The organism is Mycolicibacterium holsaticum DSM 44478 = JCM 12374, from assembly GCF_019645835.1.
Classification (GTDB): Bacteria; Actinomycetota; Actinomycetes; order Mycobacteriales; family Mycobacteriaceae; genus Mycobacterium; species Mycobacterium holsaticum.
In genome coordinates, this window is the sequence record NZ_CP080998.1 from 2,812,278 (window position 1) to 2,824,462 (window position 12,185).

Sequence of the window (12,185 nt, forward strand, 5' to 3'; positions counted from 1 at the left end):
TGGCGGGTCGGTAGGCTGACCGACGTGTCAGTTGCCTCCTCTCAGCCAGCCGTCGACGGGTGGTTTGCCACCGACGAGTCCGGCGCGCCCTATTTGATCGGTAGTAAATGTCATCGGTGCGGGACTTATGTGTTTCCGCCGCGCGCCACCAACTGCCCCAACCCCGCATGTGGGGGTGATGAGTTGGCGCAGGTGCCGTTGTCGCGTCGGGGCACGTTGTGGAGTTACACCGAGAACCGCTATCCGCCGCCGGCGCCCTACCCGGCGCCTGATCCCTTCGAACCGTTCGCGATCGCGGCCGTGCAACTGGCCGACGAGGGGCTGATCATTTTGGGCAAGGTGGTCGACGGCACCCTGGCCGAACACCTCAAGGTCGGCATGGAGATGGAGTTGTCCACCATGACGCTGTATGTCGACGATGACGGCGTCGACCGTGTCGTATACGCCTGGAAGGTGGCCCAATGAGCACTGACACCCCAGCACCGCTCTACATCCTGGGCGCGGGCATGCACCCGTGGGGCAAGTGGGGCCGTGACTTCACCGAGTACGGGGTGATCGCCGCGCGCGCCGCGCTGGCCGATGCCGGCCTGGACTGGCCGCAGATCCAGATGGTCGCCGGTGCCGACACCATCCGAAACGGCTATCCCGGTTTCATCGCCGGCTCCACGTTCGCCCAAAAGCTGGGCTGGAACGGGGTTCCGGTGTCCTCCTCCTACGCCGCGTGCGCCAGCGGCTCGCAGGCCCTGCAGAGCGCACGCGCCCACATTCTGGCCGGGTTCTGCGATGTGGCGCTGGTGATCGGTGCGGATACCACACCCAAGGGAGCGTTCGCCCCGGTCGGCGGTGAACGCAAAAACGACCCGGATTGGCAGCGCTTCCACCTGATCGGGGCGATGAACCCGGTGTACTTCGCGCTGTTGGCGCGGCGCCGGATGGATCTCTACGGCGCCACCCCCGAGGACTTCGCCCAGGTCAAGGTGAAAAACTCCCGCCACGGCCTGCAGAACCCGAATGCCCGCTACCGCAAGGAATCCGCCGTCGAAGACGTACTCGCCAGCCCGGTCGTCGCCGACCCGCTGCACCAGCTCGACATCTGCGCGACCTCGGACGGTGCGGCCGCACTGATCGTGGCGAGCAAGGCGTTCGCGCAGAAGCACCTCGGTTCCCTGGAGGGAGTGCCTTCGGTGCGCGCGGTCAGCACGGTGACGCCTCGTTATCCGCAGCATCTTCCTGAACTACCGGATATCGCAACCGATTCCACCGCCGCGGTAGCCGCACCCGAGCGGGTGTTCAAGGACCAGATCCTCGACGCTGCCTACGCTGAGGCCGGGATCGGTCCCGAGGATGTGAACCTCGCCGAGGTCTACGATCTGTCCACGGCCCTGGAGCTGGACTGGTACGAGCATCTGGGGCTGTGCGCCAAAGGTGAAGCCGAACAACTGCTCCGCAGCGGCGCAACCACCATCGGCGGCAAGGTCCCCGTCAACCCGTCCGGCGGGCTGGCCTGCTTCGGCGAAGCCATTCCGGCACAAGCCATCGCCCAAGTCTGCGAACTGACCTGGCAACTCAAAGGCCAAGCCACCGGCCGCCAAGTCGAACACGCCAACGTCGGCATCACCGCGAACCAGGGCCTGTTCGGCCACGGCTCGTCGGTGATCGTCGCCCGCTAGACCCCAGCCTTTCTCGGCGAGCGTGCGTGTCCTCCTCACGAGCGGTGGGCCCAGCGGGCGACACACCGGGTTGCGGTGCGAGTTCACGCACGCTTGTCGTGCGGGTCAAACCGGGCAGCCGAAAAGGACCGTTGGTGGAGGTCGGCGACGACGGGTCGCTGACGATCTACGTGCCGGAGCGCGCGGTCGACGGCAAGGCCAACGCGGCTGTCGCCAAGGTGCTGGCGCGTCACCTCGACGTGGCTCCCAGTCGGGTGCGGTTGGTTTCGGGTCAGACGGCGCGGGTCAAGCGGTTCCGCATCGACTAGCCCGTCCGGATGGCGCTCAGGCGACACCGAGGTAGGCGGCGCGAATGCTGTCGTCAGCCAACAACTCTCGCGCGTTACCCGACCGGGTGACCTCCCCGGTTTCCAGGATGTAGGCGCGGTCGGAACGGCTCAGCGCCTGTTGCGCGTTCTGCTCAACAAGCAGCACCGTGGTGCCCTGAGCGTTGATGTCGGCGATGATCTTGAAGATCTGCGAGATCACCATCGGCGCAAGGCCCATCGACGGCTCGTCGAGCAGCAGCACCCGCGGACGGGCCATCAGCGCGCGGCCGATCGCCAGCATCTGCTGCTCGCCGCCCGACAGCGTGCCCCCGACCTGGGTGCGGCGTTCGGCGAGCCGGGGAAACAGCTCCAGCACCCAGTCCAGCCGTTCCCGGTGTTCGGCCCGGGAGGCGAACTTGCGTCCGTAGCAACCCATTTCGATGTTCTCCACGACCGTCATCCCTGGGAACACCCCGCGGCCCTCCGGCGCCTGGATGAGGCCGCGGGTCACCCGGTGATGCGCCTTGACCCTGGTGACGTCGGCGCCTTCGAACCACACCGATCCGGCGGTCAGCGGCAACAGCCCCGAGATCGCCCGCATCGTCGTCGTCTTGCCCGCACCGTTGGAGCCCAGCAGGGTCACCAGTTCGCCTTCCCGCACCAACAGCGAGATTCCGTGCAGGGCACGGATGCGTCCGTACTGCACGACGACGTCGCGCACCTCGAGCACGACCGGTTTATCGTCACTCGATTTCGTCATCGGGCACTCCCAGGTAGGCCGCGATGACCCGGGGGTCTTCGCGGATCTCGGCAGGCAGGCCGTCGGCGATCTTGCGGCCGAACTCGAGCACGACGATGCGGTCGGTCACCCCCATGACCAGCCGCATGTCGTGCTCGATCAACAGCACGGTGTACCCGTCGTCGCGGATCTTCTGGATCAGCTCGATCAGCGCGGCCTTCTCGCGAGGGTTGAACCCGGCGGCGGGTTCGTCGAGGCAGAGCAGTTTGGGCTCGGTGGCCAGCGCGCGGGCGATCTCCAGGCGCCGCTGGTCGCCGTATGACAGGTTTTTCGCCTTCTCCTCGCCGCGGTGCGCGATGCCGACAAAATGCAGCAGCGCCGCCGAGCGTTCGATCGCCGAGCGCTCCTCGCGGCGGTGGCGCGGCGTGCGCACCAACGCCCCTGGCACCGAGGTGAAGTGACGCGCATCGGTGCCGACCATAACGTTCTCCAGCGCAGTCATCTCACCCCACAGGCGGATGTTCTGGAACGTGCGGGCGATGCCGCGGCGGGTGATCTGGTGACGTTTGATCCGGCCCAGCGGTGCACCGTCGAACAACACCGTGCCCGACGTCGGCCGGTACACACCGGTGATGGCGTTGAAGCAGGTGGTCTTGCCCGCGCCGTTGGGTCCGATCAGGCCGAGGATCTCGCCGCGGCGGATACTGAACGACACCGAATCCAGCGCCACCAGGCCGCCGAACTTCATGGTCAGTTCCTTTGTCTGCAGCAGGATTTCGCCCTCTGCAGCGTGGATGTCGCGGTGTACGCCGGCGAGTTCCTCGATCGTCACCGCGCCGACTCCTTCTCCGGCGAGCGCAACAGGTCGCGTGCGACCTTGCCGTAGGTCAGCAGTTGCTGGCGCGCCGGGAACAGGCCCTGGGGGCGGAAGATCATCAGCATCACCAGCGCCAGCCCGAAGAACAGGTACTTCAGGTCGCCGAGGTTGATCCCGAGGAACTCCACGCCCAGCAACCGGTTCGGCAGGTAGACGATGATGAACGCCCCCACCACGACGCCGAGTTTGTTGCCCTGCCCGCCCAGCACCACCGCGCACAGGAACAGCATCGAGTTGATGATGTTGAACGTCGGCGGCGCGACGAACTGCACCTGCCCGGCGTACAGCGCCCCGGACAGCCCGCCGATCGCCGCGCCGATGACGAACGCCCACAGTTTGAACCGGAACGCGTTGACGCCCATGACCTCCGCGGCGTCCTCGTCCTCGCGGATGGCGATCCACGCGCGCCCGACCCGGCTGCGTTCCAGGTTGCCGACCAGGATGAGGATCACGACCATCAGGACGATGCCGAGCCAGAACCACCATGTGCCGTAGTTGGCTTCCCCGGCCGAGTTGCCGCTGGAGAACACCCCTTCGGGTAGCCGTTCGTTCTCACCCAGGCGCGGATAGGCGACCTCGTTGAGGCCCCGAGGCCCGTTGGTGACCTCCGACAGGTTGTCGGCCATCAGCCGGATGATCTCGCCGAATCCCAGCGTGACGATGGCCAGGTAGTCGCCGCGCAACCGGAGCGTCGGCGTACCCAGGATCAGCCCGCTCAGCGCGGTGATGGCCATCGCCAACGGCACACACGCCAGCCAGGCCCAGTCCTCGTGCAGCCAACCGGTGGGCCCCATCTTGTTCCACGGGCTGTTCGGGCTGGTGAGCAGCGCGACGGTATAGGCGCCGACGGCGTAGAAGCCGACGTACCCCAGGTCGAGCAGGCCGGCCTGGCCCACGACGACGTTCAGGCCGATCGCGATGATCGCGACCATGGCGAACTGCGCCATGGTTCCGCCGAAGCTGATGTTGGGGGTGTCCAGGAACGGCGGCGGAAACAGCGGCAGCAGTGCGAGCAACCCGAACGCGAGGACCCCGAAGCCCCACTTCTGCACGCGCGAAAGGCGATCCCACCACTGGCGCACCGCATCCCCTGGCGCCAACACCTTCGCGGACCACCCCGATGTGCGATCCGCCTGCGGCTTCTCGCTGGGCCTCATGCTCGTGCCTTTCCAAGGCTCTCACCGAGTATCCCGGTCGGTCGGAAGAACAACACCAGAACCAGCAGAACGAACGCCACCACGTCACGCCACTGGGTGCCGAAGACCGCCTGCCCGTAATTCTCGATGATGCCCAGCAGCAGCCCGCCCAGCAGGGCGCCGCGCAGGTTGCCGATGCCCCCGAGCACCGCGGCCGCGAACGCCTTGATCCCGAGCAGAAAGCCGCCGGAGTAGATGATGCCCTGCGGCACCTTCAACGTGTACAGCAACGCCGCCGCCCCGGCCAGCAGGCCGCCGATGAGAAACGTCATCATGATGACCCGTTCCCGCGACACGCCCATCAGCGTCGCGGTGTCCGGATCCTGGGCCACCGCACGGATGCCGCGGCCGAACTTCGTTTGGTTGATGGCCAAGTCGGTCAGCAGGGCCAGGATCAGCGCGGCGATGACGATGATCAGCGTGATGTTGGAGACCGCCGCGCCGAACACGGTGAACTGCGTCTCCGGGGCGACGAGCCGGATCGGTTGTTGCGCGTTGGATCCGCCGTACCCCTCGATGATCTTGGGCAGGATGAAGTGCACGAACTCCTGCAACACGAACGACATGCCGATCGCGGTGATGAGAAAGGACAGCCGTCCGGCCCCGCGTCTGCGAAGCGGGCGATAGGCGACCGCCTCCAGACCCACCGCGGTGGTGGCGGACACCATCATCGCGAACAGCATGGCGATGCCCAGATACAGCACCGTCAGCGCGAGGCCTTTGTTGTAGGTGTTACCGCTCGGCGTGAACCCCAAGACCATGTCCAGGCAGAAGTAGGCGCCGAACATGCCGAACATGAAGACTTCGGAGTGGGCGAAGTTGATCAACTTCAGCACGCCGTAGACCAGCGTGTAGCCGACCGCCACCAGCGCGTAGATCGCACCCCACGACAGGCCGTCGATCGTCAGCTGCCAGAAACCGTCTCGTAGGCCGTCGAGGTTGAAGCTGATGTTGGCGGCCAGGCACGCGGACTCACCGACGCACTCGGGCAAAGTCCCGGTCATCCGGTGGCGGCTCCTCGAGGATATGTTGTTCTAGCGAAAACGCGTCCGAGCCTTACGGTCTCGGACGCGTCCCGCCTCGGCGGCTACTGAACCTTGTAGATCCAGATCAGGCTGTTGGTCAGCTCACCGGTGGGTGTCCACTGGTACTGCCGGGCCACTCCCCGACCGTCGTAGTTGCGGATGTACTCCAACAGTGCCGGCCGGGTGATGGCGCCGGAGTCGATGCCCTTCATCATGATCGTGCCCAGGTCGTAGCCCTCACTGCTGTAGGTGCCGGGCTCCTGGTTGAACTTCTGCCGGTACTCCTCGGCGAAGCTGCCCGTGGACGGACCGCACGGGCAGGACAGGATGGCGTCCTTTGATGCGTCGCCGGCCTGCTTGACGAACTGCGGGTCCTTGGCGCCGTCAGCGCTGACGAAGGTGCCGGTGAATCCGCTGTCGCGGAGTTGCTGCACGAACGGTGCCGCTTCGGCGTAGTAGCCGCTGAAGAACACCGAGTCCGGGCTGGCGCCGTTGATCTGCGTCACCGCGGCCGAAAAGTCCTTGTCCCCCTTCTTCACCGCGATGTTGCAGGCCGAATCGGCGACCGGGCCGAGCGTCTCGCGCATCGTCTGGGCCAGGCCGAGGCCGTAGTCGGTGCTGTCGTCGACGACGCAGACCTTCTTGTGGCCCAGGGTGTTCTTCATGTAGTTGGCCACCGCGGGTCCCTGCACCCCGTCGTTGCCCAGTCCGCGGAAGAAGGTCCGCCAGCCCTTGTCCGACAGGGTCACGTTGGTGGCCGACGCGGTGGCCGCGACGAGGCCGGCCTGGTTGAACACGTCGCCGGTGGCCATGGTTTCACCGGAGAACGCCGGGCCGATCAGGCCGATGGTGAAGGCGTCGTTGATGATCTGCGGTGCGATCTGGGTGGCTTTCTGCGGGTCGCCCTCGGTGTCGAAGGTCTTCAGCTGAACCTGGCAGCCGGGGTTGGCGGCGTTGTGTTTGTCGACCGCCAACTGGATGCCGTTTTTGATGTTGATGCCGAGCGCGGCGTCCGGACCGTTCAACGCGCCGGCCATGGCGATCGAGACCGGGGGGCACTGCGCCTGGCCGTCGCCGGCCGGATCGGCCGGAGTCGCGCTGTTGTCGGGCGGGACTTCCGCGCCGCTCTGATCGATCTGCACCTGCTCGACGATCTTGAGGTCGGCCTGCGCGTTGTCCTCGCCGCCGGGCTGGGACTGTTGGCAGCCGGCCAGCGCCATCGCGCCGCCGAGCGCGAGCAGACCCGCGCTACCGATAGCAACTGCATTCCGTGCTACGCGACCGCGCACGTTTCACCTCCCGATTGAAGTTTCCGTCGGCATCGCAGCAGTCAATTCAAACCGGATAGGCGGCGACGCTAGGGGAAGACCTTAACCAACGCATCGCCCTAGTGCGCGCTGTTGGGGGACGCGTCGCGCCACCGCATACGTCGAGTACTTCCAATCGCAACTTCGCAAATGTCGTGTGAGCCCGATCTCGCGGCGGATTTCTAGCTTGCCGGCGGGGCTTCCTCGGGCGTCTCCAGGTTTTCCAGTACCACCTCGGCGACATGTTTCATGGTGGTTCTGCGGTCCATCGCGGCGCGCTGGATCCACTTGAACGCTTCGGGTTCAGTCATCTGATGCTTGCTTTGCAGCAAACCCTTGGCGCGCTCGACAAGTTTGCGGGTCTCCAACCGATCCGCCAGGGTGGCCACCTCGCGCTCCAGCGCAGAGATCTCGCGAAACCGGCTGACGGCAACTTCGATGGCCGGGATCAGGTCGGTAATGGTGAACGGTTTGACCAGATAGGCCATCGCGCCGGCATCTCTGGCCCGCTCGACGAGGTCGCGCTGGCTGAACGCCGTGAGGATGACGATGGGTGCAATGCGCTTGCCGGCGATTTCGGCGGCCGCGTCGATACCGTCCCGACGGGGCATTTTGACGTCCATGATCACCAGATCGGGTTTGAGGCGTTCGGCCAGGTCGACGGCCTCCTGCCCGTCGCCGGCCTCTCCGACGATCTCGTAGCCTTCTTCGCGCAGCATCTCGGCAAGGTCCATGCGGATGAGCGCCTCGTCTTCGGCGACGAGAACGCGCCGTGATGTCTGGGCGTCGGTCGGTGACGCGGTCATGGTGGATATTGTGGCGGTAGCGGCCGCGATCTGCGACGTCGGGTCATCCTCTAAGGTAGTAACCCGCGCGGGAATGCACGTCCCGACGCCCTCGTATCCCAACTGGCAGAGGAACTGGACTCAAAACCCAGACAGTGTGGGTTCGAATCCCACCGAGGGCACTTTGTGTGTGTCGGACCCCTTGTGCGCCAAGGGTTTCCCTAGGCGGCCGCGTCGGCTCCGGTGTCACCGGCGTCCTCACCGCCGCCGCCGTCGGTGTCCGACGCGGACGCCTCACCGGCCAGCCTGTCCTTGATGGAATCGACGGACGTGGCGTTCTCGGGGGCGCCTTGGGCGTGCTTGCCGACGGTCGTCTCGTCGACGGTGTCCTCCACGGTGATGTCCTCGGCGAGATCCTCGGTGACGTCCTCGCTGAGGTCCTCGGCGAGATCCTCGGTGACGTCCACCGGCATGTCCTCGGTGATGTCTTCGGACAGGTCGGCGTACTCCTGGGCGTCGTCGTCTAGTTCGGCCTCGACGGGTTCGGCGACGTCCGGCTCGACGGGTTCGGTCACGTCCGGCTCGACGGTTTCGGCGAACTCGGCCACCTGCTCGGCCGCCACGGGCGCATCCACCGCAGGCACCCGGGTCGCCGCCGTCGTCGTCGCCGGTTTCGACAACGAACCCACCCAGGCCGCAAGCGCATTGGCCAAGGCGTCACGAACCTGGGTGCCGATCTGCTGGACGGTCTGCGTCACCGCGGGCAGCACCGCGGTCTGGACGGCCGCCGCCACCGAGTCGGCCATCTGCTGGACGAGCTTCTGCAGTGACGCCGCCAGCGCCTCGGCCAGGGTGTCGGGCGCGCGGTCGTCGATGATCCACTTGATGACCTCGGCGGCCGGCTTCATCTTCCATTCACCGGTGGCCTCGTCGAAGTAGTACAGGCCCATCGAGCCCTGTTCGGTGTCGGGCGCTGCCAACCGGTCGCGCAGCGTGTAGATGAATGCCGGGCCGATCCAACTGTCCCAGTCGGCCGCCAACTCCCGGAACTGCGCGGGCAACTGCCGGATCTGCTCGTCGGACAGCCCGCCGGCCCAGGTGGTCAGGAAGTCCTCGATGAAGTCGGCTTGCTGTTGATAGGAGACCATCGACGTCGGCAGCCCGTACTCGGTCGCCCAGATCTTCACTAGGTCATCGCCGTTGTCGAGCATCGTCAGGCGCAGTTGCAGCAGGGTGCGCAGCGGCGAGATGAAATTGGGGTTCTGCTCGCCGAACGGCCGGTCGTAGTTGTACGGGTGATATGACAGCGCGTCGAAATAGCCCTTCGCCCCGTTGGCGTACATGGTCTGCACGAACGTCACCGGATCCACCGTGAAGCCGCCGGCCGACACGACCGCCGCCAGCACGCCGGCGACCACCGTCGCGTCGGGGTCGGCGGCCTTGATCGCGGTGTAGGCAGCCTTCAGCACCTCGGTGTAGGCGACGGGGTCCACCACCGGGAACCACGACCGGTAATAGTTCGGCTCGTTCCACACCTCATATGCCGAGACGACGCCCGGGTAGAGGTCGTTGAACCGGGTGACCGCTTCACCGGCGAACGCGGCGAACTTCGTCGGATCGGGCGCCACCCCCGGGCATCCGAGGCATCCACTGCCGTCGGCGCCGCCCCAGTACGGGGTTGAGTTCAGCACCCCGAGCACGGCCATGTCACGTACCTGGGCCTGGCTGAGGATGAAGTCGATCCGGCTCCAGTCGGGCGGGAACAGCGCCTCCAGCGGACTGCCGGGCTCGGCCTGCTGGATCGCCCCCCACGGCACCAGCACCCGGACGGTGTCGACACCCAATGCCTGCATGTCGTCGAAGCGCTTGACGATCTGCTCCTCGGTCAGGTTCGGGTCGTACATGTCCGAATCAGCGATGCCGATCGTCGTCGATTCGTCTTTGATGGTCGCCGTATGCACGATGTGAAGCGATTGGGCCTCGTATCTGGGCTTGGGCATCGGCTCGGTCGGGACGAGCAAATTGGTCACATACGCACATAAGACAGCCAGCGGCGCAGCGGCAATCAGCGAGGCTATCCCCCAACGCTGCAGTCGACGGTTGACGATTGCCCGCATGCCACCCCTCATTCTCTCGGTCAGCGCCAACGGCTTCGGTGGCCGTGATGGATGCAAAATTAGCCCATCGGCGATAACGCAATTGCGCTATTCGGAAAGAATGTCTCGACTCCAAAGTCGGCGTGTCACACCGTGTCCAATAGCGTGCACAAATATGCGAATTCAGCAAATTCTTATTCGGTAGTATGGCGCCGCGTACGTTCGCCAACTGATCCAGTTATGCTCGCTATTGATGGCGCATCTCAATCCGCGGTCAATCCATTGCAGCAACGCCATAAGGCTAGTTATTGTCGCCCGCGGTGATTTGACGTCGCTGCCGCGGAAAGGCCGATCCGGAAAATCTCATGACCACATCCCGGTACCGCCGCCGGTCTCAAAATCGGAGGTCGACGCGGCATCCGGCGTTACGCTTTGACAGTGGTGGCGAAGTTCCGGGCCGTCTGCGTGCCGGACGTGGCGATGGAAAGCCGCGCCCCCGCGCGCATCCGCCACCGTTCCAGCATCGCCGAACGTCATCGCCGGGTACTGAACGTGACCGCGATGATCAGCGCGGCCATCATCGCCTTCTTCGGCGTTCAGGGTTTGGTGATCGCCCGGGACATCTGGTGGATTCCGCTGTTGAACTTCGGCGGCGCTGTGGTTTTCATGACCATCCCGTTCCTCTGCCGGTTCGGGGAGTTGGTGGCGCCCTTGGTGTTCTTCGCGGTCGCCTACGCCACCATCACGGTGTTGTGCGTGCATCTGGGCACCGGTACCGGGCTGCAGTTGTATTTTGTGGTCGCCGCGGCGATCACCCTTGTCGTCCTCGGTCTGGATCATCTGGTACTGGCGGGCGTGCTCGCGGCCATCGGTGCGGCCGCGGTCATCCTGCTCGAGTACCTGGTGCCCAACGACACCGGTGCGCAACCGCCGTGGGCGTTTCGGACGTCGTTCGTCCTGACCGTGATCACCGCGTGGATTCTGATGGTGGCGACACTCTGGTACGCGATGCGCGAACTCCGGCGCGCGCGGCTGGCGATGGAGGCCGAATACGAACGCTCCGAACGGCTGCTGGCCAACATCCTGCCGACCACCATCGCCGACCGGCTCAAGGACCCGACCCGCAACATCATCGCCGACAAGTACGACGACGCCTCGATTCTGTTCGCCGACATCGCCGGATACACCAAGCGCGCCAGCGATACCGCGCCCAGCGATCTGGTCCGGTTTCTCGATCGGCTGTACACCGACCTCGACGCGCTGGTCGACCGCCATGGCCTGGAGAAGGTGAAGACCAGCGGGGATTCCTACATGGTGGTCAGCGGGGTGCCCCAGCCGAGAAAAGATCACCTCGAGGCGCTGGCCTGCCTGGCGCTGGACATGGCAGAGGCCGTCGCCGACCTGCGCGATCCGCGCGGACGCGAAGTGCCGCTGCGGATCGGTTTGGCTGCCGGCCCCGTGGTCGCCGGCGTCGTCGGGGCGCGCAAATTCTTCTACGACGTGTGGGGCGACGCGGTCAACGTCGCCTCGCGGATGGAGTCCACCGACGTCGAGGGCCGGATCCAGGTTCCGCAGGACGTCTACGAACGGCTCAAGGACTCATACCAATTCGAGGAGCGCGGCGCGGTCGACGTCAAAGGCAAGGGCGTGATGCACACGTGGTACCTGGTGGGCCGCCGCGACGACGAGGCGGTGCGTCACGCCGTGGAACTGCATCCGGTCAGCAGCCCTACACCTCAGTCGGCTTGAGCCGTTCGGCCAGCGCGCTCAGCCGCCACAACGTCTCACGGTTGCGCGGCCAGACCGCGAGGTCGGACAGCCGGTCCGGCAGCACGGAGGCCGGTCCGCTGACCGGACACTCCGTCATCTCCACCCGACAGCCGTCGGGAGTATCGCTGAGCCGCAACGTGATCCGCGCACCACCGAAGGGGCGGCCCTTCGCGTGCAGCACCAATTCCTCCAACGGCTCGCAGTGCTCGACGACGGTCACGTCGTCGAGCAGCATCGGCCACACCCCGACGGAGTGACAGATCTTGGCGCCGGGGGCCGGCCAGTCGGGATCCACCGCGCGCATCCGGCTGTTGCCGACCACCCACTGCGAGTAGGTCCATCCATCGGCCATCACGTCCCACACCGCCTGGCGCGATGCGCGAATGTCTCGTCTCACGGTCACCGGTGCGGA

General features: G+C 65.8%; 12 protein-coding genes and 1 tRNA gene. 5 read left to right on the forward strand and 8 right to left on the reverse strand.

Going from position 1 to position 12,185, the window contains the following annotated elements; genetic code table 11:
- The first annotated feature begins 24 nt into the window (after window positions 1-24).
- Genes K3U96_RS13560 through K3U96_RS13570 form a run of 3 tightly spaced genes read left to right on the forward strand, consistent with a single transcriptional unit; the run spans window position 25 to window position 1,978 of the window.
- Window positions 25-465, forward strand: coding sequence for a Zn-ribbon domain-containing OB-fold protein (locus K3U96_RS13560; RefSeq protein WP_069406883.1), 441 nt, complete (start codon window positions 25-27; stop codon window positions 463-465).
- Entirely contained in the window at window positions 462-1,670 is a 1,209-nt protein-coding gene (locus K3U96_RS13565) for a lipid-transfer protein (protein ID WP_069406882.1), read from the forward strand. The genes K3U96_RS13560 and K3U96_RS13565 overlap by 4 nt, the downstream gene beginning before the upstream one ends.
- A 44-nt stretch (window positions 1,671-1,714) precedes the next feature.
- Window positions 1,715-1,978 (forward strand): DUF167 domain-containing protein, encoded by a 264-nt coding sequence (locus tag K3U96_RS13570; protein ID WP_069406881.1) that lies wholly within the window; start codon window positions 1,715-1,717, stop codon window positions 1,976-1,978.
- A gap of 16 nt (window positions 1,979-1,994) precedes the next feature.
- On the opposite strand, the gene K3U96_RS13575 is transcribed toward K3U96_RS13570, so the two are convergent.
- From K3U96_RS13575 to K3U96_RS13600, 6 genes are all read right to left on the reverse strand, one after another.
- The gene (locus K3U96_RS13575) at window positions 1,995-2,738 is read right to left on the reverse strand and encodes an ABC transporter ATP-binding protein (protein ID WP_220690048.1); all 744 of its coding nucleotides are present in this window, start codon (window positions 2,736-2,738) and stop codon (window positions 1,995-1,997) included.
- Window positions 2,722-3,549, reverse strand: coding sequence for an ABC transporter ATP-binding protein (locus K3U96_RS13580; RefSeq protein WP_069406879.1), 828 nt, complete (start codon window positions 3,547-3,549; stop codon window positions 2,722-2,724). Before K3U96_RS13580 ends, K3U96_RS13575 begins: the two co-directional genes overlap by 17 nt.
- Window positions 3,546-4,751 carry a branched-chain amino acid ABC transporter permease gene (locus tag K3U96_RS13585; protein WP_220690049.1) on the reverse strand — a complete coding sequence of 402 codons (1,206 nt, stop codon included), beginning with the start codon at window positions 4,749-4,751 and terminating at the stop codon, window positions 3,546-3,548. Before K3U96_RS13585 ends, K3U96_RS13580 begins: the two co-directional genes overlap by 4 nt.
- Entirely contained in the window at window positions 4,748-5,794 is a 1,047-nt protein-coding gene (locus K3U96_RS13590) for a branched-chain amino acid ABC transporter permease (RefSeq protein ID WP_220690050.1), read from the reverse strand. The genes K3U96_RS13585 and K3U96_RS13590 overlap by 4 nt, the downstream gene beginning before the upstream one ends.
- A gap of 83 nt (window positions 5,795-5,877) precedes the next feature.
- The gene (locus K3U96_RS13595) at window positions 5,878-7,104 is read right to left on the reverse strand and encodes a branched-chain amino acid ABC transporter substrate-binding protein (RefSeq protein ID WP_069406876.1); all 1,227 of its coding nucleotides are present in this window, start codon (window positions 7,102-7,104) and stop codon (window positions 5,878-5,880) included.
- Window positions 7,105-7,304: 200 nt separating this feature from the next.
- Window positions 7,305-7,928 carry a two-component system response regulator PdtaR gene (locus tag K3U96_RS13600; protein ID WP_069406875.1) on the reverse strand — a complete coding sequence of 208 codons (624 nt, stop codon included), beginning with the start codon at window positions 7,926-7,928 and terminating at the stop codon, window positions 7,305-7,307.
- 87 nt (window positions 7,929-8,015) lie between these two features.
- Here K3U96_RS13600 and K3U96_RS13605 point away from each other — a divergent pair.
- A tRNA-Leu gene (locus K3U96_RS13605) sits at window positions 8,016-8,089 on the forward strand.
- A gap of 39 nt (window positions 8,090-8,128) precedes the next feature.
- On the opposite strand, the gene K3U96_RS13610 is transcribed toward K3U96_RS13605, so the two are convergent.
- Entirely contained in the window at window positions 8,129-9,937 is a 1,809-nt protein-coding gene (locus tag K3U96_RS13610) for a glycoside hydrolase family protein (RefSeq protein WP_220690051.1), read from the reverse strand.
- 546 nt (window positions 9,938-10,483) lie between these two features.
- On the opposite strand from K3U96_RS13610, the gene K3U96_RS13615 reads away from it, so the two are divergent.
- Window positions 10,484-11,752, forward strand: a complete 1,269-nt coding sequence (locus K3U96_RS13615) for an adenylate/guanylate cyclase domain-containing protein (RefSeq protein WP_220693522.1) — start codon at window positions 10,484-10,486, stop codon at window positions 11,750-11,752.
- On the opposite strand, the gene K3U96_RS13620 is transcribed toward K3U96_RS13615, so the two are convergent.
- Entirely contained in the window at window positions 11,733-12,176 is a 444-nt protein-coding gene (locus tag K3U96_RS13620) for an SRPBCC family protein (RefSeq protein ID WP_220690052.1), read from the reverse strand. The two genes, K3U96_RS13615 and K3U96_RS13620, sit on opposite strands and share 20 nt — an antisense overlap.
- Window positions 12,177-12,185 lie beyond the last annotated feature (9 nt).

Coding starts and splice junctions, on each gene's coding strand:
- K3U96_RS13565 (WP_069406882.1), top strand. CDS start 462: ATGAGCACTGACACCCCAGCACCGCTCTACATCCTGGGCGCGGGCATG.
- K3U96_RS13575 (WP_220690048.1), bottom strand. CDS start 2,738: ATGACGAAATCGAGTGACGATAAACCGGTCGTGCTCGAGGTGCGCGAC.
- K3U96_RS13585 (WP_220690049.1), bottom strand. CDS start 4,751: ATGAGGCCCAGCGAGAAGCCGCAGGCGGATCGCACATCGGGGTGGTCC.
- K3U96_RS13590 (WP_220690050.1), bottom strand. CDS start 5,794: ATGACCGGGACTTTGCCCGAGTGCGTCGGTGAGTCCGCGTGCCTGGCC.
- K3U96_RS13600 (WP_069406875.1), bottom strand. CDS start 7,928: ATGACCGCGTCACCGACCGACGCCCAGACATCACGGCGCGTTCTCGTC.
- K3U96_RS13615 (WP_220693522.1), top strand. CDS start 10,484: ATGGAAAGCCGCGCCCCCGCGCGCATCCGCCACCGTTCCAGCATCGCC.